Source organism: Lentimicrobiaceae bacterium (assembly GCA_028697555.1).
Lineage (GTDB): Bacteria > Bacteroidota > Bacteroidia > Bacteroidales > UBA4417 > UBA4417.
Genome location: JAQVEX010000032.1, coordinates 1 through 22,839, shown reverse-complemented (window position 1 = coordinate 22,839; position 22,839 = coordinate 1). Strand labels below are relative to the sequence as shown.

The window sequence follows — 22,839 nt, the reverse complement described above, 5'->3', positions numbered from 1 at the left end:
AGTATTATTGAATCTCGAGTTCAATATTTTCACTCACTGAGCGTAGCCAAAGTGCCAACTTCCAATTTCAACAGCCAACAGCTAATAGCCAAAAGCTAACAGCTAATTTCAAAGATCGAAAGCAAACACTTCATTAAAACCTACCGGAATATCAAATAATTTATCAAGTGCTACATTATTAAAATATGCATGAATACAGCGTATAACTCCGGCGTGAGTGATGAGAAGCACCTTTTTATAATTTTCTGATTTTAAGTCGGTGATAAACTTTATGATTCTACTGTAAAAATCTCGGAGATTTTCGCCGTCAGGCGGAGTTTCGTTGACAAAATCGTTGCACCACTTGTCTAATTGCTCTCTGTTAATATCGTCCCAATTTTGATTCTCCCAACTTCCAAAACTGATTTCTTTCAACGCAGGTTCAAGCTTTATTTCACTAAAATTTAGTTCCTTAGCTAACATTTGGCAGCGTTTTAGCGGACTGCAAAATATGGCATCGTAAGGTGGTTTTAGCTGTTTTTTTATTTCGGAAGCATCGTCTTTAAAACTCTCAGCAACGGGAATTTCAGTTTGTCCGTAACACTTGTTCAATCCGGCTTTTAAGCGTGTATGTCTGATTACATGAATTTCCATATCGCTACAAAAGTTAACATGATGATTAATTCGGCAAATTGCTCTATACATCCCAAGCAATCGCCTGTATATCCGCCTATCCATTTTTTGAAATAGCGATTACCTTTAACAACTAATAAAAACAGAGGTATCAGGACGATAGAAACTATGGGATTTATAACTGTGAAAATCGCCAAAGGAGTGAGTCCAAACAGATATGAAACTACGATTTCAGTTCGTGTAGCAGTTTTTTCTACGGGTTTAACCTTTGAAGTCAGGTCATCTCTGGCATACTGCGATGTAAAAACGATATTTCCCGAAGTTAGTCGAGCCAACGAATGATATAAAATAAAAAACAGGAACATTATCAGCCAACCATCTTTTTCAAGTTGAGGCAACAATATGTATAGAGATAAGAATTTAAACGCCATGAGCAAAATCAGAGCAATAGTTCCGTAAGTCCCGATTCTGCTGTCTTTCATTATCTCTAAGATTTTCTCTTTTGTCCAGCCACCACCAAAACCGTCGAAAGCGTCGGCAAAACCGTCTTCGTGAAAAGCTCCGGTTGTGAGTATTCCTGCAGCAAGTGATGCGACAATGCCAATCGCATTTCCAAACAACCACGAAGCTCCCAAGTATATCAAAAAAGAGATTGTTCCGACAATCATACCCACTAACGGAAAGTATCGTAATGCCTGATTCAGACTAACATTGGAGCAATCCACTTTTTTAGGACAAGGAATTCTTGTGTAAAACATCAATGCAGCAAAGAAAAACTCTATCTGGCGTTTCATAACTTAATTTTTATTTGAAACATTGGCACTTTCAAAGCTCGCCATATTGTTTAAAAACTCAACAGCGCTGACAATAATCGGGTAGGCAATAGCACAACCTGTTCCTTCTCCGAGTCTTAAGCCCAAATCCAAAATCGGCTTAACTTTCAGGTAATCAAGCAACTGACGATGAGGTTTTTCGTTGCTAACATGACAAAATATAGCGTTTTCAATCACGTCGGGATTCATCTTGTACGCAATTAAAAAAGCGGTTGTTACTGTAAAGCCATCGATTAGGATTAGCATATTTTTCTTGTATGCTTGAAGCATTGCAGCCGCCATTTGCACGATTTCAAAACCTGCAAAGGTCATTACAATTTCTTTTACGTCGATAATTTCTCCGTGAAACTCTTGTGCCTGCTTTAGAATGGATATTTTTTTTTGCAGATGTTGGTCGGTAGTTCCGGTTCCTTTTCCTACGCAGTTTTCCAAAGGCAATCCGCACAAATAACTCATCAACATGGCTGCCGATGAAGTATTGCCAATACCCAACTCGCCAAAGCCGACAACGTTACAGTTTGATGCAAACAATTGATTTACAATCTTTTCTCCATACTCAAAGCATTGTTCTATCTGTTGCTCAGTCATAGCTTTTTGATGCAGAAAATTACCATTACCATTTGCAATTTTTGCGTTTATAATCGAATTGCAATCGGAAAAGTCGAAATTAATTCCGGCGTCAATTAATTGTATATCAATATTATTCTGTTTGCAAAACACATTGATAGCAGCGCCGCCGTCAATAATATTTTTTGCCATTTGGTAAGTTACTTCCGGCGGGTAGGCACTAACGCCTTCTTTTGCAATACCTTGATCGGCGGCAAAAACAAGCATGGTCGGTTTTTGCAAACGAGGCGTAAGCGAGTTTTGAACTTTCCCTATTTGCAAAGCCAATTTTTCAAGATAACCAAGCGAACCAAGGGGTTTGGTTTTGAAATCAATTTTTTCTTGTAATTTTTTTAGCATCATCTTTATTATAAAATATCAACTCTTTACTTTAAGGCAAATCACCATTCGTTCCCAACTTAAATAGCCGTTGGCTTTTAGCTGTTAGCTTTTGGCTGTTACGTGTTGCGTGGTACGTGTTGCGTGTTGCGGGTCAGTTCTGAGTCAGGAGATAAAGTACTCGCAACTCGTAACTCATAACTCATAACTCGAAACTCACCACTCACCCATCACTCCCGAAGTCTCGGGACAAGCCACCACCAACCACCATTCACCATTCACCATTCCTATAATTCTTCAAAAGGTCGATACTGCGTCGTTCTTTTTTGGTTGGACGTCCTAGACCTTTTTTCCTGTATTCCATATTTGTTTCTCTTATTGTTTTAACTCGCAAATATTCTTCTTCGGGAGTTAAGTCTTCGTAGTGTTGCTCAACAAGTTTCGCTCCTATGCGACTTTTAGGAATTTGCGTTACTCTTACCGTCTTTATAAGCGGATTAAGACTTATTCTAATAACATCGCCAACTTTAATTTCTTTAGATGCTTTAACATTGTTAGAATCTATTTTTACTTTGCCTGCTTTGCAAGCATCGGTAGCCATGCTGCGTGTTTTGAAAATTCTAACATTCCACAACCACTTGTCAATACGTTGAATATCGTTGTCTTCCATAGTTATTTTTTTCTGAAATAAAGCTTGATAGGTACGCCTGTAAAATTAAATTTTTCTCGTATCTGATTTTCCAAAAAACGTTTATATGGGTCTTTAATGTACTGAGGCAGATTGCAAAAGAAAATAAAAGTAGGATAGGCAGTTTTTATTTGAGTAATGTATTTAATTTTCACATCTTTTCCCTTATACACAGGAGGCTCTTTCTCTTTAACAATAGGCAAAAGCGTATCGTTAAGCAAACGAGTAGGTATTTTTCGGTTTCGGTTTTTATACACATCGCTGACAAATTGCAAGGTTTTATGAATACGCTGCTTATTGACAACCGAAGTGAAAACAATGGGTACATCGGTAAAAGGCGAAATTGTGTTTTTTATAATAGTTTCAAACTCCCTAGTGGTATTGGTGTCTTTTTCAACCAAATCCCATTTGTTTACGGCAATTACAATACCTTTATTATTGTTTTGAATTAGTTTAAAAATGTTCATGTCCTGTGCTCCGAAACCTTCGGTTGCATCAACCATAAGAATGCACACATCTGAATTTTCGATGGAGCGGATCGCTCTCATAACCGAGTAAAATTCCAAGTCTTCGTTGACCTTGCTTTTCTTACGCAAGCCTGCGGTATCAATAAGTAAAAAGTCGAAGCCGAAAGCCGAGTATTGTGTATAAATGCTATCTCTTGTAGTTCCGGCAATAGGCGTAACAATATTTCTTTCGGTTCCAAGAATAGTATTAATAAACGATGATTTTCCGACATTCGGCTTGCCGACAATAGCAATTTTAGGCAGGTCGGGTAGTGTGGTATCAACTTCGGGGTTAAAGTTTTTGACAATTAAATCCAACAAATCGCCTGTACCGCCACCATTTTGAGCCGAAATAGGAAAAATATCTTCAATTCCGAGCGAATAAAAATCTGCCATAAGGTATTCTTTATCAGGAGTATCAACTTTGTTGACTCCAAGTATACATTTTTTATCCGATCTTCTTATCAAATCTGCAACATCGCGGTCAAGTGGTGTAAGCCCTTCGCGAGCATCGACTAAAAATAAAACCACATCCGATTCTTCAATAGCCATTTTGGCTTGCTCAATAATAGCTTCTTCAAAAACATCTTCGCTACCGACAATAATACCGCCGGTATCGATTACCGAAAAACTAATACCGTTCCAATCGCTGAATCCGTAATGCCTATCGCGAGTTACACCTGAAACAGAATCGACTATGGCGTGCTGTGTTTGCGTAAGGCGGTTGAATAGCGTACTCTTACCCACGTTGGGGCGACCTACTATTGATAAAATATTAGCCATAATGTGTTGCTTTAAAACTGCAAAAATAACAAATACCTTAAAATAGTAAACACCAATATGTTGGAGCTATGTTAAGGCGTGTTACAGAAAAGATGCTCCGTTTCCGAATTTGCCGGTAAAAACCGTTTCTTTTATATTTCTTCTGGTTCGGGGTGAAGTTTCAATTTTTTTTATAGCATCTCGTAAGCCTTCGCCGTCGCCCAAATAAAAGACATTGAAAACCGTAACAATGCTGTGATTTTCGGGAATATTTAAAGAATTTGTCAGCATTTCTTTATCAAATCCTGTCATCTGATGTACAAATAAACCTTCTTCGGTTGCTTGCACCGAAAGCATTGCCATGGCTTGTCCCAAATCGTATGTGCTTGTCGGGTTAGGTTGGTTTTCAGCATTCGTATCACACGAAATGCTAGCAACAAGTACCGGACTGTTTTTAACCCAAATTTGATTGCCAGGCATCAGCGATGAAAAAATATTATTGTATACTTCGTCGTTTCTAAAACCTACAATAAAGTACCAAGGTTGCAAATTGTAAGCCGAAGGAGCCCAAATAGCAGCTTCAAAAATATTTTTTAGTTTATTGTGTTCAATTTCTTTACTGCTAACAAATCTACTGCTGCGTCTGTTAGCAATTTGTGGCATTATGTTAGTTGGCAAGGAGTTGTTGTTCATAGCAATTTAGTTTAATTAGTTGTTTATTTATAAGTTTTTAAAGCTTTTGGACTTAACGTTTCCCGATATTATTCTGTTTATCTTGCCTATTAATAGAAACGCCAAGGCATCGAAGTAAGAAAATTGCGATACCCGCTTAGGATACCGCAATTTCATATACTATTAGTTATGTGCTAGTGCACCGATTATAAAACCATTTCCGGAATATCTCCTTCAATTTGAAGAGGAGCAGCAGTTGCTTTTACAATTTCTTCTACTGATACGCCGGGAGCTCTTTCCAATAATTTAAATCCTTTGTCGTTGATTTCAATAACGGCAAGGTCGGTAACTACTTTTTTAACGCAATTGATGCCTGTTAGGGGCAAGGAGCAATTTGTGAGCAATTTCGACTCTCCGTTTCTATTGCAATGTTGCATAGCTACAATAATATTTTTTGCTGCAGAAACCAAGTCCATAGCTCCGCCCATACCTTTAACCATTTTGTTTGGTATTTTCCAGCTGGCTATATCGCCGTTTTCAGATACTTCAAAAGCACCCAAAACAGTAAGGTCGACGTGTCCGCCGCGTATCATTGCAAAACTTAATGATGAATCGAAAAAGGAAGCTCCTTTGTTTACGGTAACAGTTTGTTTACTTGCATTTATCAAGTCGGCGTCAACTTCATCGGGGGTTGGAAATTCGCCCATACCCAAAATTCCATTTTCCGAATGAAAAAAAACTTCCATTCCTTCGGGAATGTAGTTGGCTACAAGTGTAGGAATACCTATTCCGAGATTAACGTAGTAACCGTCTTTTAATTCTTGTGCTATTCGTTGTGCAATTTGTTCTTTTGTTAACATATAATTGTAAGTTTTTTAATGTATTGTACTTGTATTTCAAAATAAAACTCAAAGATACAACAAATCCTTAAATTACAAAGCCAATAATTTCGATTTTAGTTTAATTTAATAAATGTTGTCTGATGAAATCTTGAGGTTGGCGGTGCGGGTTGCGATGTTCAATATTTTCGGTCGCTGAGTGCCGAAGGCGTATCGAAGCGCGAAAATATTGGGACTCACCGCTAGCTCGATTTTGCAAATCAAGCGGTGATTTTGTTAAGATTTTTTATAATCGCAAGTTGGCAAGAGATTTTTTTAATCTAAAACCCTTTTAAATCCATAGTAACGGTAGGTATAAGCAAGAGCAATCCTAACACAAACAAAATAAGAATTAGCGGTAGCACCCATTTAAACCATTTTACATACTGTATGCGAGCCACGCCAAGCACGCCCATAAGCACCCCCGAAGTAGGAGTTATCATGTTTGTAAAGCCGTCGCCAAACTGAAACGCCATCACAGAGGCTTGCCTTGAGATTCCTACCAAATCGGAAAACTGCGACATAATTGGCATGGTAAGTGCTGCCTTTGCCGAACCCGAAGGCATAATTAAGTTTATTCCCGTCTGTATAAGATACATTATGCTTACAGATGCAACTTTACCTGCTTCTTGCATTGAACTTGATACTGCATAAAGAATAGTATCAATTATTTGCCCGTTTTGCAAAATAATTATTATACCACCGGCAAGTCCTACAATCAATCCTGCCGACAAAATGTCTTTTACGCCGTTTAAAAAGTGCTTGGTTATAGTGTTGGGCGTGTATCCGAAAGCAATTCCACTAAGCAAACCCATAACAAAAAACAAGGTGGCTATTTCGGTTATATACCAATGATAACCCATTACTCCTACTATCAGGAATAAAATTGTAAAAAGCAGTATGTTCAGAATAAAAAAGTGTACATTTTTTCGCAAGAGGAAAAAACTGCTGACAACAAACAATACCGACAACACAGGAATAAAAGCAAACTCAAATCCTGAATTACCGACTGACATATTAGTTATAGGAAATTTGAATGAGTATATTCCTAAAGCAATAGCAACAAAGGCAAGCGTGTACCACGCCGATTTAGGAGTTTGCTTGGTAATTTGTTCATCGCTGTTTTTTGCTAATTCACGCCAATGTTCATCATCGGAGTAGGTTGGAGATATTTTCGGGTTTTTCTTAACCCTTGAAGCATATATAAGAATGTAGGTAAACCCGACGATATTTATTATAAGCCAACAAAACATTCGGTATTCGGCTCCCGAAAACAAAGGAATATTCGACAAACCTTGTGCTATTCCAATAGTAAACGGATTGAGTACTGCTCCTGTAAAACCAAGTCCGGCAGCTACAAAACACAGGTTTACACCAACAATAGAATCGTAGCCCATGCTAACAGCCAATGGCACAAATATTATAATAAAAGCAATGGTTTCTTCGCTCATGCCGAAAATTGCTCCAAACAAGCTGAACATCAGCATAATAGAAACCAATATAATATTATTAACTCCTATTTTTTTCAGCAATCTGTTTTTTTCTAATTTCTTTGATGATTTCAAAAAATATTCAATCCCAATATCTATTGATTTTGTTTGATTTAGTATCCAAAATGCACCGCCAATCAGCAAAATGAAAACAATAATATCGGCTTTATCGACAAAACCGTCGAAGATTGCAGAAAAAATTTGCCAAGTTTGCGGAGTGTTTTCTACGTAGTGGAAAGAATCGCTTTTTACAACTTGTCGGGCAATGCCGTCAACTACAACCGTTTCTCTTTCAAAACTTCCGCCTGGAACTATCCAAGTAAGTATTCCGCAAATTACAACAATGGCAAAAACTATAACATAAGTGTGCGGAAATTGCCTGTCTTTTTTTAGTAATTTGTTCTTATTCATCGATAATTGTTGCTCTGTAAATTAAACTGTAATTTCTCCCCTAATAGATGTATTTAGTTGATTGACAATTTCTTCGTGTGTTAGGTCTTGCCCTAACAAAAACATAAGTTTTGTAACCGCCGATTCGAGAGTAATATCGTATCCGCCAACTACGCCAATATCAGATAGTTGTACGCTTGTTTCATATTTTCCCATAACCACAGCACCTACGTGGCATTGCGTAACATTTAAAACAATAACACCTTTGTTTATGGCTCTTTCAAGGCTAGAAATAAACCAATCGTGGGTGGGTGCATTTCCCGAACCGTAAGTTTCTATAACCAACCCTTTTAAGTTAGGAGTGTTGATAACGCTATCGACAGTTTTTTTGGTTATACCCGGGAAAATTTTTAAAACGGCAACATCGGTGCAAAGATTTTTATGCACTTTTAAAGTCTGCTTGTTCCACTGTGAAATGTGCTCATTGTTGTATTTAATATTAACACCAACATTTGCCAAAGGCGGATAGTTTCCCGAGAAAAAAGCATTAAAATTTTCGGCACTGAATTTATAAGTTCTGTTTCCTCTGAAAAGTTTGTTTTCGAACAGAAGAGAAACTTCGGGAACGACTGCTTCGCCGTTTGGGTGCCGAGCAGCAGCCAACTCAATAGCATTGACAAAGTTCTCTCTTCCGTCAGACCTGATTATTCCCAAAGGTAGCTGAGAGCCTGTGAAAATAATGGGCTTGCTGTTGTTTTCCAACATGAAACTCAGCATAGAAGCCGAGTACGACATTGTGTCGGTGCCGTGAAGTATGACAAAACCGTCGTAGTTATTGTAATTTACCTCTATAACATTTGCCAATTCTTTCCAAAAATTTGTATCGACGTTCGATGAATCTATCAGCTTTTTGAAGGCAAAAATGTCTAATTTATATTCAAACATTTTAAGAGTCGGAACCGTATCGAAAAGATTGTCGAAATGTATGGGAGCCAAAGCATTGGTTTTTTGGTCTTTCACCATTCCAATTGTTCCACCTGTATGTACTATTAAAATTGAGGTTTGCTTGGTCATATATATTATTGAGTATTAATGTTAAACAGTTTGAATGCGTTGTTGGTTGTTACTTCGGCGACTTTTTCGAGTGGCATTGAAGTAATATCTGCAATTTTTTGAGCAATTATTTTTATGTATTCGGGCGAATTTCTTTTGCCACGATACGGAGCAGGCGTCAGATACGGTGCATCAGTTTCTAAAACAATATTGTCTATACCTAAGTCGGTAATAACCTTTTGCATGTTTGAATTGTTGAAAGTAACAACGCCGCCAATGCCAAGATAAAAGCCATGTTCTATGACTTCTTTTGCCTGTATTGTGTTGCCCGGAAAACAATGCAAAACACCTGTAACTTTACCGTTGTATTCTTTTTTCAAAATTCTCCAAACTTCGTTGAATGAATTTCTGATATGGACAGACACAGGCAAGTTTTTATCGACAGCAATGTCCAACATTTTTCTAAAAACATCTTCTTGCAGCTGTGCATGTGTTTTATCCCAGTACAAGTCGATACCTATTTCGCCTATAGCATAAAACTTTGTCTTATCTAAAAGGTCGTAAAAAATGTCAAGTTCTTTGTCAATACTTTTCGGGTCAACCGATGTTGGATGAATACCCATCATAGGATAGCAAACACCAGGAAATTCATTGCAACAATCTAACAATCGCTTGTGCGATTTTGAATCGATAGCCGGTAACAATATTGTATCGGTTCCTGTTTTAACAGCATCAGAAATCACGACATCTCTATCGTCGTCGTAGTTGCTCAAATAGATATGCGAGTGGGTATCAACAAACTTCATTTAAGTATAAATTATTTTGCATACTTAATAGAAAGAATTTGATATATGAGTTTGGCAGCCAAAAAGTCGGGAGCCTTATTGTATTTGTTCGGACAAAGCTCAACCACGTCGAAGCCTACAATATTTACTTTATTATTAACTTGCCTGATAGTATCCAATAGTGCTTTGTAGCCAATACCGTCGGGTTCGGGAGTTCCGGTTGAAGGCATAATTGACGGGTCGAGAACATCTAAGTCGATAGTTATATAAACGTTCTGAGTTAGCTTATTTAGCATTTCAAACATCAAATTTGAACCTTCGGTTATGTGCTCGGAATAAAAAATTCTGTCGGGGACAACTACTTCGCTTTCTTCAACGCTCATGCTTCTAATTCCCACTTGCACAATTGGAGCAAGTTCGCTTGCTCTTGCCATAACGCAAGCGTGATTATATTTGGAACCCAAATACTCGTCGCGTAAGTCGGCGTGAGCATCTAATTGCAGAATTGTAAGGTCTTTGAAAGATGCTGCAGCTGCCTGAAAAGCACCAATGCTTACCGAATGTTCGCCACCTAATAGAACGGGAAATTTTTTAGCCTTAAAAAGTTCTTTCATTTTCTCAAAAACCGCTTTAGTCATCTTTTCCGGCGACGACCTTTCTTTAATAGGATTTAGAGTGTGTATTCCCTTTTTATATACTTCGCTATCGGTGTCAATGTCGTAGGTCTCCATGTTTGCCGATGCTTCAATAATTGCAGCCGGACCTTTGTCGGCTCCTTTTATCCATGTGCTTGTTCCATCGTATGGTACAGGCAGAATAACTATTTTAGAAGTTTCATATGTTGAAAATTCTTTTGGAATATCGCCATAATTTTTCATGTCATTTTGCTTTAATTTATTAATAATTGGTTAGTTGTTAAACGATAAGTGTTTGAAAACCACACACTTATCCCATAAATTATTTTTGTTTTAGCATATTTTGCGAAACAAATATAAGCAAAATTCTAAAACACAACATAAAAAATCTTATCTGAGATTATATTAGTGCAAACTTGTTAAAATATAAGGCTAACCCACGTTTTGATAATTTGTTAGATAAGTAAACAGTATATATTTTTTGGTACGAATTATTTATCTAAATGCCAATATTTATCGTACTTTGACACGAAAATACAAAAGCGATTTAAAATATTTTAATATCCTAGTATTTTGAGCATAGATTTATGGCTTTGTTCTTTTGCAAAAAGCTTTGTAAAATATTCGCCATCTTCGTCTATATCAATTAGTATATGTTTTGGTGCGGGTATAAGGCAATGTTGTATGCCGCCGTAGCCCGACAACGAATCCTGATAGGCTCCTGTGTGGAACAAGCCGATGTATTGCGGGTCGTCGTCCATAAGTTTGGGCAAAAATATAGCGTTGGTGTGAGCTTCGGCGTTGTAATAGTCTTCGCTATCGCAAGTTAAACCGCCCAAAAACACTCTTTCGTATTCTCTATCCCAATGGTTAATTGCAAGAAGGATAAATTTTTGATTTATAGCCCAAGTATCCGGCAGTGTTGTAATAAACGAGCTGTCTATCATGTTCCATATTTCTCGGTCGTTTTGTCTTTTTTGGTCTATTATGCTGTACAAAATAGCACCGCTTTCGCCGACAGTAAACGAACCGAATTCGGTAAAGATATCGGGTTCGGGTGTGTTGTTAACGGTACAAATATTTTTTATTTGTTCGATTATGGTTTCTGCCATGTACTCGTAGTCGTAGTCGAATGAGAGCGAGTTTTTTATAGGGAAACCACCGCCTATATTAAGCATGGTAAGTTGCGGACAAACCGCTTTGAGCTGGCAGTATAAGTTAACACATTTTGCAAGTTCGTTCCAATAGTATGCAGTATCTCTTATGCCGGTATTGATAAAAAAGTGCAACATTTTGAGTTCAAACTTGGGGTTGTTTTTAATTTCTTCTTCGTAATACGGAACAATATCGTTGTATCTAATTCCCAATCTTGATGTATAAAAATCGAATTTAGGTTCTTCTTCTGCTGCAATTCTGATACCTATTTTTATTTTTTTTGTGATGTTTCTGTCGTATTCATCTAATTCAAATTTGTTATCTAAAACAGGAATAACGTTTTCAAATCCGCTTTCAATCAGATTACAAATATTTTCGATGTAGGCAGGACGTTTGAATCCGTTGCAGACAATAAACGTTTTTTTCGATAATTTATCGTTTGCAGCCAAGTTTTCAATTATAGGAATATCGTAAGCCGATGAGGTTTCTATATGGATATTGTTTTTCAGAGCTTCTTCCAAAACAAACGAAAAATGCGAGCTTTTGGTACAGTAACAATAATTGTACGTCCCGTTATAACCCACTTTTGCCATAGCAACATTGAAAATACGTTTTGCCTTCTGTATCTGAGTGCTAATTTTAGGCAGATAAGAAATACGTAGTGGTGTGCCGTATTGCTTTATTACTTCCATCATAGGTATATTATTGAAGTACAATTCACCGTCTTCAACGTAAAACTCATCGGTAGGGAAGTCGAATGTTTGCTCTATTAGGTCTTGATATCTGTTTTTCATAATTCTTATTATTTAATGTTAATATTATGAGAATTGAAAAATACTGTTTGCAAAAATAAAATGTTCAAACACAAGCAAATGTTTTGCAAAAGTATAAACATATTTATTTATATACAATAAATACACAAAAAAACAGATCCAATCGAGTTGGATTGATGAAAAAAATATGATTTAAGTGAGTTAAATGTTTTTAATACTTGTTATTCGACTTAATTTCTTCTAAAGATTTTCTGATTTTAACTCTGTTTTCGTAATCTTCGGGCGGATAACCCATTGCAATTAAAAGAGCAATGCTTTTGTTTTTGGGGATTTCAAGCACTTCTTGTATTTTCTTTTCGTTGTACCAACCTATCATACATGTGCCAAGACCAAGTTCGGTGGCTTGCAAACAAAAATGTTCGGCGGCAATGCCCACATCTATCAACAACCATTCTCTTTTTTTGATTGTGGTTGCTATGCGAGTAATCAGCTTTGGTTTTTCAAGAACTATCACTGCAATCGCCTTAGCACCGGCAACAAATTTATTTATAGCTTTCATGTCGTTGCACGCTTTTGCAACAGGAGCTAACACGTCGGGTTGGTCGACGATAATCCATTTCCATGGCTGCGAATTGCTAGCCGAAGGAGCTAATCGGGCTGCTTCCAAACACTTATCAATTACATGATGCGGAACCTCTTTGTCTTGGTACTTTCGTACACTTTGACGTTTATTTACGAGAGATAAAAAGTCCATTTTTTTTATTTGCAAAGTTATTAATTATTTTCGTTATTTCATTTTTATAATTCGAACATATTAATGCAACGTTAACTTAGCTTGGTGCGTGTTGCGGGTTACGAGTTGCGAGTTGCGAGTTGCGTGTTACGAGTTACGAGTTGAGATACTCGATACTCAGAACTCAGAACTCAAGACTAACGCCACCCATCACTCATCACTCATCACCAGTCACTAACCACCGACCACCGTCACCAAAAAATAAATTATGTGTCTCAACATCACTGAAATTATTAAAACTTTTTATCTTTGCTAAAAAAAGACAGATATGAGTATTCACATTGGAGCCGAAAAAGGCAGCATAGCCGAGATAGTTTTATTACCTGGCGATCCGCTTAGAGCAAAATTCATTGCCGAAAGTTTATTTACCGACGTAGTTTGTTACAATCAGGTTAGAGGTATGTATGGCTACACAGGCACGTACAAAGGACAAAAAGTGTCGGTGCAAGGAACCGGTATGGGATTGCCTTCGCACATGATTTATGTTAACGAGCTTATACACGATTTTGATGCAAAACAACTTATCAGAATTGGCACTTGCGGCGGAATTTTAGATTCTATTAAAGTTAGAGATATTATTGTAGCAATGAGTGCATCAACCGATTCATGCGTGATTCCGCGTTATTTCGGCGAAAAAACTTTTGCACCTACAGCCGATTTCGAGTTGCTGAAAAAAGTTATTGACGCCGCAAAAGCAAAAAACATGAAAATAAGGGTAGGTAATGTATTGTCTTCGGATTTGTTTTATCATTTTCCGGAAGAAGGCAAGCCTTACGATTTGTGGAAAACATTCGGAGTTATGGCTGTTGAGATGGAAACTGCCGGATTGTATTTACTTGCTTCAAGATACAATGTTCAGGCTCTTTCAATCCTTACAGTCAGCGACCATATTACTACCGGCGAGCACATGCCGGCTATAGAAAGACAAGAAAACACTTTGGATATGACCCGTTTGGCACTTGCCGCTATTTAAAGCTCTTTTAAACAAGATTTAAAAATGAAAAAAACCGTATTTATTACCGGAGCAACAAGCGGATTTGGCGAAGCTTGTGCATATTTGTATGCCGAAAAAAACTACAATTTAATTTTGAACGGAAGGCGTGCCGAAAGGTTGGAGAAAATTAAATCGAAAATATTGAGCAATAATAAGAATGTCGACATAATACTATTGCCTTTTGATGTGCAGAAGAAAGACGAGGTTGAGAAAAGTATAAACACTTTGCAACAGCAATGCAAATCTGTTGATGTTTTGGTAAATAATGCAGGTTTGGCTATTGGTACTACAGGTATTCAGGACGGATTGATAGAAGATTGGGAAACAATGATAGATACCAACATAAAGGGAGTGCTATATGTTACCAAATTCACTCTTCCGTTGTTGCTGAAAAGTAGTTGTCCGCACATAGTCAACGTAGGTTCGATAGCCGGCAAAGTAGTTTATAAGGGTGGAAACGTATATTGTGCAACCAAACACGCTGTTGATGCTTTAAGTCAAGCCATGCGGATTGATTATTTGGATTTGGGTATAAAAGTCTCGCAAGTACTACCGGGAGCTGCCGAAACGGAGTTCTCAATAGTCAGGTACAAAGGCGATGAAGCAAAAGCTGCCAATGTTTACGAAGGCTACAAACCTTTGGTTGCCGAAGACGTTGCCAATATCATTGTTTGGGTTACCGAATTGCCGCAACATGTAAACATAAACGAATTACTTGTCATGCCTACGGCTCAGGCTGCACCCGGAATATTTAAAAAGAATTAGTTTTATTAGCCACAAAATAGCTTTCTGTAATTATGAAAACCAAAAAAAATGATGCTCTCAGGACATCGGTTTTTAGCGTAATAAGTAATATTTTATTGGCTATTATTAAGTTTACAGCCGGTATTCTAGGAAATTCTTTTGCTCTTATCGCCGATGCAATTGAATCAACGGCAGATATTTTTTCTTCTACGTTGGTTGCGTTTGGGTTAAGATATTCTCAAAAGCCAGCCGACAAAAACCACCCGTACGGGCACGGAAAAATAGAACCGCTTATTACTTTTATTGTAGTGGCTTTTTTGGTAACTTCGGCGGTACTAATCATTGTAAAAGGTATCAAAAACATTTCAGGTCCTAAGGAAACTCCCGAAGCGTGGACATTGATAGTTTTGGCACTTATAATTATTTGGAAAGAAGCTGTTTATAGGTACGTTATGGCAAAAAGCAAGAAAAACAACAGCACTTCGTTAAAAGCCGAAGCTTGGCATAACAGAAGCGATGCCATAACTTCCATAGCTGCTTTTATAGGTATTTCAATAGCGGTTATTTTTGGTGAGGGCTACGAATCTGCCGACGATTGGGCTGCAATATTTGCCGGATTGTTTATATTTTACAATAGTTACAGGATATTCAGACCGGCTTTGGGCGAAATTTTAGACGAAAACGTACACCACGATTTGATTAGTCAGATAAGAGAATATTCCTTGGAAGTCGATGGTGTTGTTGATACCGAAAAATGCTTTGTTCGCAAGTCGGGAATGAATTATTTTGTCGATCTTCATGCCATTGTCGATTCCGAAATAACTGTCAGAGAAGGACACGAAATAGCTCACAAATTAGTCGATTACTTGAAATATAAAATCCCCGAAATTGATAAAGTGATAGTTCATGTTGAACCATGTGAGTGATTGGTGGTTGGTGAATGGTGATTGGTGCGGGTTGCGTGGTGCGTGGTTCGTGGTTCGGGGCAATTATCAATTATCAATTATCAATTAGTAATTGATTCATTGCTCATTGCTCATTGTTCATTGTTCATTGTTCATTGTTCATTGTTCATTGATAATTGCCAACGGCTAAGAGCCAAAAGCTAATGGCTAAAACTTCGATGGTTACCCACAAACATTAATCAACCAATATGATTTTGCACAAATACATCAAATATCAATATCCTTAATATTTACAAGTTTATTGGCAATAGCGTAAACAGTTATTCCAGCGGGACTGTGAATTTGAAGTTTAGCCGATATGTTTCGTCTGTGAGTCATTATGGTATGCGTTGATAGACAAAATTCTTCGGCAATTTGCTTATTAGTCATACCTTTTGCTACGCACACAACAATATCCGTTTCGCGTTGAGTAAGTTCGGGTTTTGTTTCGTTGTCTTCTTCAGGCTGACTTACCAAAGCCAGAATTTTATCTTTTATACTGTTCGGAGTGTCATAAATGGAAATAGCTTTGTCGTATTTATTAATCTCGCCATCGGTGTACAACGAGCTGCACAAAGCAACAATTATGGGTTCAGTGCCGCCGTAGCCGCTTCTTTTTAGTTTGTCGAAATTAAATACTCCGAGATATGCAGGATTTATAAACAAAATCTCAGTTTTATTTCTAATAAGTTCGTCTTGTAGCTTTTTAAAATCGTCAATTTCGGTTACATTAAATCTGTGGTCGGATATTTTTTTCAAAACACTAATCAGTCCGCTTCTTATGATGAAAGAAGGTTCGGCTACAATCACATTAACAATACGTTTCATAGGTTTTATTTTTATTTACCACAGTTTTCAATTCTTCTGACAGCCGGAACAATTAGACCGTCTTCTATTTTATTATGCGACGCCAAATCTACCGCACAAGAAAAAATATCATACAAAGCTTCGTTAAGCTCTTCATTTATCGGCGATTGATAATATTTTATAATAATATTTTTAAGCTCCGTAAGTTTGCTCTCAACTTTATCGTGTTTTTTGCTGAAAGTATCGATATTATATTTTGAAGTGCTTTTTTTAAGCAAAAGTTTGTTCACGTAAGGAAAAACGACTTCTTCTTCGTATTTCATGTGTTTTTCAACTTCGCCGACGTATTGGTCGTAATACTTGATAATAACGGCATGAATATCTTTTTCTCCTTTTTTTAGAGCTGCGTCAAGTTTTTTTCTGATAGATGCAAGTCGGAAGTTCAGAAAATAATTGTGCGAACTTTTAAGGTATTTGATAAGCGTTTCAATTGAAATATTATTAAGCTCGGCAGCAGATGGCTGATAATCATCAAAAATCAACAGATTTATTACGCTGATAAAAGTGTTGGAATCGATATTGTGTTTTTGGCATACTTCTTTGATAGTCATATCTCCAAAGCCAAGCGGAATATCGAAACGGCTTAAAACCAAGACTAAAAAGTAGTTGTCGGAAATCAGGTCGCTCATCTTTTCGGAGCCGGTATATTTATTTTTGGTAATCATTATGAAAACAATCTTTTATTTAGACTAAATTAATTTTACAAAGGTAAACATTTGTTTTATATAAACAAAAAAAATTGGATTTGAATAATGAACAATTGCCTTTAGCCTTTAGCCTTTGGCTCTTGGCTGATTTCAGCCAACGGCTAACAGCCAAAAGCTAACAGCTATTTATAACATTTTATCCAAATTTATGTAATTTTGGAGTTGCAAAATTATCGAACAAAACAAGTATTATGGATTTTAACGTAAACGAAAATAGCATAAAAATATACACAGCAAGCGATGCAACCGATTACGAATTGCCTTATATTGACGAAGGCATAAGTGCCGGTTTTCCTTCTCCTGCCTTGGATTTTGACGACATAGCAATAGATTTGAACAAACATCTTATCAAGCATCCTTCGGCTACGTTTTACGGCAGAGTTAGCGGTCATTCGTTAGAAGGAGCAGGAATTTCCGATGGCGATATATTGATAATCGATAGAAGTTTGGAACCCACCAACGATAAAATTGCGGTTTGCTACATTGATGGGGAATTTACCGCTAAGCGCATACACAAGCACAATAACGAGTTATGGCTGCTGCCCGAAAATTCGGAATATCAGCCAATAAAAGTCGAAGCTAACAGCAATTTCATAATTTGGGGTATAGTAACTTACGTAATTAAGTCAGTGTGATGTTTGCTTTGGTCGATTGCAATAACTTTTACGCATCTTGCGAGCGTGTGTTCAATCCGGCTTTGAACGAAAAACCTGTGGTTGTGCTATCTAACAACGACGGTTGTGTAATATCGCGAAGCAACGAAGCCAAAGCCCTTGGGATACCAATGGGAGCTCCAGCTTTTAAATACGAAGATGTTTTTAAAAGGGAAGATGTAAAAGTTTTTTCGGCAAATTTTCCTTTGTACGGAGATATGAGTCGCAGAGTTATGGATATATTGAGCGACTTCACTCCCGAAATGGAGATTTACAGCATAGACGAAAGTTTTTTGAAGTTTGACGGTTTCGAGAATTACGATTTGAGAGAGTACGCCATTAAAATAAGACAAAAAGTGCTTAAATGGACAGGTATTCCTGTGAGCATAGGCGTTGCCAAAACCAAATCATTATCTAAAGCTGCCGCTCATATAGCTAAGAAATTCCCCGACAAAACCGAAGGTGTTTATGTTATAGATACAGACGAAAAGATTATTAAAGCCCTTAAATGGCTTAAAGTCGGCGATGTTTGGGGTATTGGAAGAAGATACGAGAAAAAACTAAACGAAAAAGGAGTGAGAACCGCTTTTGAGTTTACTCAGCTATCAGACCAATATATCAAGCAACAAATGTCTGTTGTTTCTTTGTATTTAAAACGCGATTTACTCGGAGAGCCGATTTTACGATTGGAAGAGGCGCAGAGCAAAAAAAACATTGCTACAACTCGCTCTTTCGATAAAAACTATACTAAGTTTGAAGATATTAGCGAAAGAATATCAACGTTTGCAGTGATGTGTGCCGAAAAGCTGCGAAAGCAAAATTCGTGCTGCAACAGTCTTGTAGTTTTTATCAGGACTAACAAACATAAGAACAGCTTGAAACAATATTCGGGAAGTATAAAAGTGAAGTTGCCTTTTGCTACCAATTCTAACATTGAGATTGCGAAGTTTGCCAACAGTGCTTTAAAACAAATTTTCAAGGAAGGTTTTGAGTACAAAAAAGCAGGTGTTATTGTGCAAGACTTTTCGGATGCTGGCGTAGTGCAACAAAACTTGTTTGAAAACAGCGACCAACGCCATGTTGCTCTGATGAACTCTATAGACTATATAAATAGAAACTTCGGGCAACAAAAAGTGCGATTGGCAACCCAAGACCAAGGTAAAGTTTGGAAAATGAAACAAGAAAATCTATCTCCAAAATACACTACAAACTTAGATGATATTATTACTATAAAGGTGTAGTGAGCGGTTGTTTGTAACTATTAGATAAAAAGCACAGTAATACTCAATATATTTTCTCTTACTAAATCTACCTTATTGTAACTTTAAAAATGTTAGTAGGATAAAGTGTGTTTTGTTCGTATTCAACTACAAACTCAGTATTTACGGGCATATCGCTAATTGATATTACGTTCCCAATTGTGTTTTTGTACGTTTTAGTCGAGTCCGAGTACTCTGTTATGGTTACACAGACTACAGGCTCAACAAAAAATCGTCCTACATTTTTTGTATAAGTTAACTGAAATTTATTGGATACACTATTGGGAGGCACCGAAATAATTTTCTCGTTAATTGAACACGAAAACTCAATTTTGTCAATCCGATATTCAGTCGTATTGTCTATCGTACAATTATATATAACTTCATCTGTGCACGAAAAAAACAGTTGTCCCATACAAATAAAAACAAATAAAATTTTCAGTTTATTTATTAATAATCTATACTTTTTCATATCATTATTGTTTTTAGGTTAACATACTTTATGTCGATTTTTTTAATTAACAACGGTTATGGCTATGAGGCATGGCGGTTTTGGAACACAATATTTTCAGGCTACTTATAATTTTAATTGAAACCAAATATTTCATATTTGCACTTCACCCGCCATGCTTTATGAGCCTTTGTTACCTGCTGGGCTTTATTCCTTATGATACATAATTATATAAGTATTTTTGAGATTCTGTTTGTTATTTTATAATTTCGAGTGAGTCTGCATTGATTATTGAAGTGAAACTGCCTCCTCATAGTCACTATTAGTAAACAAATATTCCCACTTATAATTCTGATTTCCTGTATTACCTCTAATCCAATATTGTTCTAATAGAATGCTTCGAGACGCATCCTGTTCCACAGTTCGATAATGTGTTATTGTAATAGAATCATCATAGGTCACCTTAACAGATGAAGATAGGAACGGAGGAGGGTCTATTACAACGTCTTCAGAGTACGGCTTCATTACAGTGTCACTCCCTTTAAAGGGTAATAAAATAGTGTCGTACTCCTGGTTGGACTTTAAAACTAACAATTCAATCTTATGATCAGAATAATTACTAATTGTATAAGATACATTATATCTTTTCGTAATACACGAATCTATAAGTAATACGATACACACAAAAACCATAATTGTAATCTTTTTCATAATTATGTATTTTAAAGGGTGAAAAATGTTTCCAAATAAATATCAATATGCCGTTCAGTCATGCCAGCAGGTGGATATTCCTTCAGCTTGGTTTTCGTTCTCATTAATTTATACATTTTACTGTTATATTTATTAAGCCTAGCAGGTAACGTCGTTACACACGAACAAGCCCTTCATCTAGCAACCAACTAAAAATTACTTCTTCATAATAGCTTCAACATCTTTAACGCATTTGCTATAGCGTTTGTTGTGGTGCGTTGTTCTTTATCCATCGAGTTCATTGTCAGGTTGTTTGTACTTACTATATTCTATTTTGAAAAATTTAATTGTGAAATAAACAATAAGTCCAACGATAAGCCCATATAAAACATAAGGAATGCCTTGCTTATATATTTTTCTGTAATTGTCGCTTATTATTAAAAAAGTCGTAGAAGTTCCAACAACAAAACTTATTGATATTAGTGTCATTGAAACGATATAACCAATTGAAGCAAAAAGTGTTGTTTTATTTTTCGTTGTTTTGTAGAACATTTTATGAAACGAAATGGTGTCGTTAAAGAATAAATATGAAGCAAATTGTTTAATGTTCAAATTTTTCTCAGGTGGCGTGACGGGTTTGAACTTAAAAATATAAAAGTATAAAAGATAAATTATTATGACAATGAGTGTAGTCTGAATAATAGCAAAACTTGTCCATCCAGCACCAAATAGTTTCACTAACACGTTCGTTTCGTTAGTCAAGTCAGGAGTATATAAATAAGTTGTTGTTGCGTCATAAAGTCTGCCGACAATTACAAGCAAGGCAAGAATTATAAATTTTCTTGTTTTATATGTCTGTTTGCTATTTTTCAATTTCAGATTTTTTAAGGTTCGTCTCTGTCTTCTTTACAATGCACCATAACGTCGCGTCATATACAAACAAACCCACTACCAATCAACCAATTAATAATCACTTCTTCATTATTGCTTCAACATCTTTAACGGTTTTAGGAATTGGTTTTTTGCCCAATATTCTATGTCCGCTTTCGGTAACCAAAATATCATCTTCAATACGTATTCCGCCAAAATCTAAATACTCATCAACTTTATTGTAGTTGATAAATTGGGTAAACATTTTTTCGGATTTCCATTTGCTAATAAGTTCGGGTATGAAATAAATGCCGGGTTCGTTGGTAACAACAAAGCCGGGTTTTAGTTCTCTTCCCAATCTTAGCGAAGCCAAACCGAATTGTGTAGATGGCTGAACAGTTTCGTCGAAGCCGACATTATCCTGTCCAAGTCCTTCCATATCGTGAACGTCCATTCCTAACATGTGTCCTAATCCGTGGGGTAAGAACAAAGCGTGAGCTCCTGCGGCGACAGCTTCGTCGGCATTGCCTTTCATAAGACCCAAATCAATCAAACCTTGTGCAATAGTTTTGCAAGCAACAAAGTGGCATTCTTTGTAAGTAACGCCCGGTTGGGTTGCCTTAATTGAGTCTTCCTGACTTTTTAGAACAATTTCGTAAATTTCTTTTTGTTTTTGAGAAAAGACTCCGCTAACCGGTATTGTACGAGTATTATCGCTTGCGTAGTTTAATGAGGTTTCGCAACCGGCATCGATAAGCAATAACTGACCGTCTTTCAAAATGTTTCCGTGGTAATGGTTGTGCAAAGTTTGACCGTTTACGCTACAAATTATCGGAAACGAAACTGGACGACCGTTAGCTATTGATATACCTTCCATTGCTCCGACAATTTCCTGTTCTTTTATTCCCGGACGTGTCATTCGCATTGCCGTAGTAAACATGTCGTATGCAATGTCCATAGCTTTTTCAATCTCTATAATTTCTATGTCCGATTTTATGGAACGCAGACTAACTATGGCTTTAATTAAAGGCAGAGAAACATAATCGCTAAGTGCGTTTGGTCTTATTCCTGTAAGCTGACTCATTTGCAAAATGGAATGACCCCTGTACGGCATTGTGAAATGCAGTTTTCTGCCGTTTTTGATACAATTTTTGATAAATGTTTCCAACTCGCTCATTGTTCCGGTATTGGCAACGCCAACGCTGGCGGCAAGTTCGGTAACTTTTGGCTGAGGTCCCATCCAAATTATATCGTCCATATCGAAGTCGTTGCCAAAAAGGTAGTCCTTATCGTTATCTATATCAATTATTCCAAAAAATCCGGGATTTTCTAAGCCGAAGAAATATGAAAAATTGCTGTCCTGCCTAAAAGTGTAAGTGTTTTGCGGATAATTATACGCAGCTTCCATATTTGCGGGTATCAAGGCAACTCCGTTTTTCATTAATTTTCTAAGAGCTATTCTTCTGTCTGTATATACTTTTGATGTAAACATTGTGTTGAAATTTTAAACATTAATAAACGTCAAAGTTACACAATATTTTACAAAAGCTAAGGCAATAATGAAAAATTAGTACAAAAAATTGTTGTACGGATAGCGTTTTACATGAATTTCTTTAACCTGATTGTACAGCAAAGTCTTAAACTCATCGAAGTTTTCTTTGTTTTTGGCGGAAATAAAAATTGAAGGCAT

At 36.8% G+C, this 22,839-nt stretch carries 23 protein-coding genes; 5 read left to right on the top strand and 18 right to left on the bottom strand.

Going from position 1 to position 22,839, the window contains the following annotated elements; genetic code table 11:
* Positions 1–108: 108 nt before the first annotated feature.
* From cobC to PHP31_06370, 13 genes are all read right to left on the bottom strand, one after another.
* A complete protein-coding gene (gene cobC / locus PHP31_06430; GenBank protein ID MDD3738912.1) occupies positions 109–633 on the bottom strand; it encodes an alpha-ribazole phosphatase in 525 nt (174 codons plus the stop codon).
* Positions 618–1,406, bottom strand: a complete 789-nt coding sequence (locus PHP31_06425) for an adenosylcobinamide-GDP ribazoletransferase (protein ID MDD3738911.1) — start codon at positions 1,404–1,406, stop codon at positions 618–620. The genes cobC and PHP31_06425 overlap by 16 nt, the downstream gene beginning before the upstream one ends.
* 3 nt (positions 1,407–1,409) lie before the next feature.
* On the bottom strand, positions 1,410–2,414 hold the full coding sequence (cobT, locus tag PHP31_06420) for a nicotinate-nucleotide--dimethylbenzimidazole phosphoribosyltransferase (protein ID MDD3738910.1): 1,005 nt from the start codon (positions 2,412–2,414) through the stop codon (positions 1,410–1,412).
* Positions 2,415–2,661: 247 nt separating this feature from the next.
* Positions 2,662–3,060 (bottom strand): RNA-binding S4 domain-containing protein, encoded by a 399-nt coding sequence (locus PHP31_06415; protein MDD3738909.1) that lies wholly within the window; start codon positions 3,058–3,060, stop codon positions 2,662–2,664.
* A 2-nt stretch (positions 3,061–3,062) separates the two neighbouring features.
* A complete protein-coding gene (gene der / locus PHP31_06410) occupies positions 3,063–4,367 on the bottom strand; it encodes a ribosome biogenesis GTPase Der (protein MDD3738908.1) in 1,305 nt (434 codons plus the stop codon).
* Between the two features lie 81 nt (positions 4,368–4,448).
* Complete coding sequence (locus PHP31_06405; GenBank protein MDD3738907.1) at positions 4,449–5,039, bottom strand: nitroreductase family protein; 591 nt, start codon at positions 5,037–5,039, stop codon at positions 4,449–4,451.
* A gap of 185 nt (positions 5,040–5,224) precedes the next feature.
* Entirely contained in the window at positions 5,225–5,878 is a 654-nt protein-coding gene (locus PHP31_06400; GenBank protein MDD3738906.1) for a CoA transferase subunit B, read from the bottom strand.
* Positions 5,879–6,177: 299 nt separating this feature from the next.
* Entirely contained in the window at positions 6,178–7,797 is a 1,620-nt protein-coding gene (locus PHP31_06395; protein ID MDD3738905.1) for an AbgT family transporter, read from the bottom strand.
* A 21-nt stretch (positions 7,798–7,818) separates the two neighbouring features.
* Positions 7,819–8,850 carry a type I asparaginase gene (locus PHP31_06390; GenBank protein ID MDD3738904.1) on the bottom strand — a complete coding sequence of 344 codons (1,032 nt, stop codon included), beginning with the start codon at positions 8,848–8,850 and terminating at the stop codon, positions 7,819–7,821.
* A 5-nt stretch (positions 8,851–8,855) separates the two neighbouring features.
* A complete protein-coding gene (locus tag PHP31_06385) occupies positions 8,856–9,635 on the bottom strand; it encodes a TatD family hydrolase (GenBank protein ID MDD3738903.1) in 780 nt (259 codons plus the stop codon).
* Positions 9,636–9,646: 11 nt separating this feature from the next.
* Positions 9,647–10,492 (bottom strand): agmatinase, encoded by an 846-nt coding sequence (speB, locus tag PHP31_06380; GenBank protein ID MDD3738902.1) that lies wholly within the window; start codon positions 10,490–10,492, stop codon positions 9,647–9,649.
* 314 nt (positions 10,493–10,806) lie between these two features.
* A complete protein-coding gene (locus PHP31_06375) occupies positions 10,807–12,198 on the bottom strand; it encodes an arginine decarboxylase (GenBank protein ID MDD3738901.1) in 1,392 nt (463 codons plus the stop codon).
* Positions 12,199–12,388: 190 nt separating this feature from the next.
* Positions 12,389–12,931, bottom strand: coding sequence for a nitroreductase family protein (locus PHP31_06370; GenBank protein ID MDD3738900.1), 543 nt, complete (start codon positions 12,929–12,931; stop codon positions 12,389–12,391).
* A gap of 307 nt (positions 12,932–13,238) precedes the next feature.
* Between PHP31_06370 and deoD the strand changes: the two genes are divergently transcribed.
* Genes deoD through PHP31_06355 form a run of 3 tightly spaced genes read left to right on the top strand, consistent with a single transcriptional unit; the run spans position 13,239 to position 15,634 of the window.
* The gene (gene deoD, locus PHP31_06365; GenBank protein MDD3738899.1) at positions 13,239–13,943 is read left to right on the top strand and encodes a purine-nucleoside phosphorylase; all 705 of its coding nucleotides are present in this window, start codon (positions 13,239–13,241) and stop codon (positions 13,941–13,943) included.
* Between the two features lie 24 nt (positions 13,944–13,967).
* Entirely contained in the window at positions 13,968–14,729 is a 762-nt protein-coding gene (locus PHP31_06360) for an SDR family NAD(P)-dependent oxidoreductase (GenBank protein ID MDD3738898.1), read from the top strand.
* A gap of 32 nt (positions 14,730–14,761) precedes the next feature.
* Positions 14,762–15,634, top strand: coding sequence for a cation diffusion facilitator family transporter (locus tag PHP31_06355; GenBank protein MDD3738897.1), 873 nt, complete (start codon positions 14,762–14,764; stop codon positions 15,632–15,634).
* A 246-nt stretch (positions 15,635–15,880) separates the two neighbouring features.
* On the opposite strand, the gene PHP31_06350 is transcribed toward PHP31_06355, so the two are convergent.
* Positions 15,881–16,480 carry a LuxR C-terminal-related transcriptional regulator gene (locus PHP31_06350; protein ID MDD3738896.1) on the bottom strand — a complete coding sequence of 200 codons (600 nt, stop codon included), beginning with the start codon at positions 16,478–16,480 and terminating at the stop codon, positions 15,881–15,883.
* Between the two features lie 11 nt (positions 16,481–16,491).
* Positions 16,492–17,184 (bottom strand): hemerythrin domain-containing protein, encoded by a 693-nt coding sequence (locus tag PHP31_06345; GenBank protein ID MDD3738895.1) that lies wholly within the window; start codon positions 17,182–17,184, stop codon positions 16,492–16,494.
* A gap of 233 nt (positions 17,185–17,417) precedes the next feature.
* Here PHP31_06345 and umuD point away from each other — a divergent pair, with 233 nt between their 5' ends.
* Both umuD and PHP31_06335 read left to right on the top strand, forming a co-directional pair.
* On the top strand, positions 17,418–17,861 hold the full coding sequence (gene umuD, locus PHP31_06340; GenBank protein MDD3738894.1) for a translesion error-prone DNA polymerase V autoproteolytic subunit: 444 nt from the start codon (positions 17,418–17,420) through the stop codon (positions 17,859–17,861).
* Positions 17,861–19,120, top strand: coding sequence for a Y-family DNA polymerase (locus PHP31_06335; protein MDD3738893.1), 1,260 nt, complete (start codon positions 17,861–17,863; stop codon positions 19,118–19,120). Before umuD ends, PHP31_06335 begins: the two co-directional genes overlap by 1 nt.
* 67 nt (positions 19,121–19,187) lie before the next feature.
* Here PHP31_06335 and PHP31_06330 read toward each other — a convergent pair whose 3' ends face one another.
* The 3 genes from PHP31_06330 to PHP31_06320 all read right to left on the bottom strand — a co-directional run bounded on the left by PHP31_06330 (position 19,188) and on the right by PHP31_06320 (position 22,641).
* On the bottom strand, positions 19,188–19,610 hold the full coding sequence (locus tag PHP31_06330) for a hypothetical protein (GenBank protein MDD3738892.1): 423 nt from the start codon (positions 19,608–19,610) through the stop codon (positions 19,188–19,190).
* 954 nt (positions 19,611–20,564) lie between these two features.
* Complete coding sequence (locus tag PHP31_06325) at positions 20,565–21,152, bottom strand: hypothetical protein (protein MDD3738891.1); 588 nt, start codon at positions 21,150–21,152, stop codon at positions 20,565–20,567.
* Between the two features lie 97 nt (positions 21,153–21,249).
* Positions 21,250–22,641 carry an aminopeptidase P family protein gene (locus PHP31_06320; GenBank protein MDD3738890.1) on the bottom strand — a complete coding sequence of 464 codons (1,392 nt, stop codon included), beginning with the start codon at positions 22,639–22,641 and terminating at the stop codon, positions 21,250–21,252.
* Between the last annotated feature and the right edge of the window lie 198 nt (positions 22,642–22,839).

Excerpts from the sequence above, each read along its gene's own strand:
- cobC (MDD3738912.1), bottom strand. The coding sequence starts at position 633 with ATGGAAATTCATGTAATCAGACATACACGCTTAAAAGCCGGATTGAAC.
- PHP31_06425 (MDD3738911.1), bottom strand. The coding sequence starts at position 1,406 with ATGAAACGCCAGATAGAGTTTTTCTTTGCTGCATTGATGTTTTACACA.
- cobT (MDD3738910.1), bottom strand. The coding sequence starts at position 2,414 with ATGATGCTAAAAAAATTACAAGAAAAAATTGATTTCAAAACCAAACCC.
- PHP31_06415 (MDD3738909.1), bottom strand. The coding sequence starts at position 3,060 with ATGGAAGACAACGATATTCAACGTATTGACAAGTGGTTGTGGAATGTT.
- der (MDD3738908.1), bottom strand. The coding sequence starts at position 4,367 with ATGGCTAATATTTTATCAATAGTAGGTCGCCCCAACGTGGGTAAGAGT.
- PHP31_06405 (MDD3738907.1), bottom strand. The coding sequence starts at position 5,039 with ATGAACAACAACTCCTTGCCAACTAACATAATGCCACAAATTGCTAAC.
- PHP31_06400 (MDD3738906.1), bottom strand. The coding sequence starts at position 5,878 with ATGTTAACAAAAGAACAAATTGCACAACGAATAGCACAAGAATTAAAA.
- PHP31_06395 (MDD3738905.1), bottom strand. The coding sequence starts at position 7,797 with ATGAATAAGAACAAATTACTAAAAAAAGACAGGCAATTTCCGCACACT.
- PHP31_06390 (MDD3738904.1), bottom strand. The coding sequence starts at position 8,850 with ATGACCAAGCAAACCTCAATTTTAATAGTACATACAGGTGGAACAATT.
- PHP31_06385 (MDD3738903.1), bottom strand. The coding sequence starts at position 9,635 with ATGAAGTTTGTTGATACCCACTCGCATATCTATTTGAGCAACTACGAC.
- speB (MDD3738902.1), bottom strand. The coding sequence starts at position 10,492 with ATGAAAAATTATGGCGATATTCCAAAAGAATTTTCAACATATGAAACT.
- PHP31_06375 (MDD3738901.1), bottom strand. The coding sequence starts at position 12,198 with ATGAAAAACAGATATCAAGACCTAATAGAGCAAACATTCGACTTCCCT.
- PHP31_06370 (MDD3738900.1), bottom strand. The coding sequence starts at position 12,931 with ATGGACTTTTTATCTCTCGTAAATAAACGTCAAAGTGTACGAAAGTAC.
- deoD (MDD3738899.1), top strand. The coding sequence starts at position 13,239 with ATGAGTATTCACATTGGAGCCGAAAAAGGCAGCATAGCCGAGATAGTT.
- PHP31_06360 (MDD3738898.1), top strand. The coding sequence starts at position 13,968 with ATGAAAAAAACCGTATTTATTACCGGAGCAACAAGCGGATTTGGCGAA.
- PHP31_06355 (MDD3738897.1), top strand. The coding sequence starts at position 14,762 with ATGAAAACCAAAAAAAATGATGCTCTCAGGACATCGGTTTTTAGCGTA.
- PHP31_06350 (MDD3738896.1), bottom strand. The coding sequence starts at position 16,480 with ATGAAACGTATTGTTAATGTGATTGTAGCCGAACCTTCTTTCATCATA.
- PHP31_06345 (MDD3738895.1), bottom strand. The coding sequence starts at position 17,184 with ATGATTACCAAAAATAAATATACCGGCTCCGAAAAGATGAGCGACCTG.
- umuD (MDD3738894.1), top strand. The coding sequence starts at position 17,418 with ATGGATTTTAACGTAAACGAAAATAGCATAAAAATATACACAGCAAGC.
- PHP31_06335 (MDD3738893.1), top strand. The coding sequence starts at position 17,861 with ATGTTTGCTTTGGTCGATTGCAATAACTTTTACGCATCTTGCGAGCGT.
- PHP31_06330 (MDD3738892.1), bottom strand. The coding sequence starts at position 19,610 with ATGAAAAAGTATAGATTATTAATAAATAAACTGAAAATTTTATTTGTT.
- PHP31_06320 (MDD3738890.1), bottom strand. The coding sequence starts at position 22,641 with ATGTTTACATCAAAAGTATATACAGACAGAAGAATAGCTCTTAGAAAA.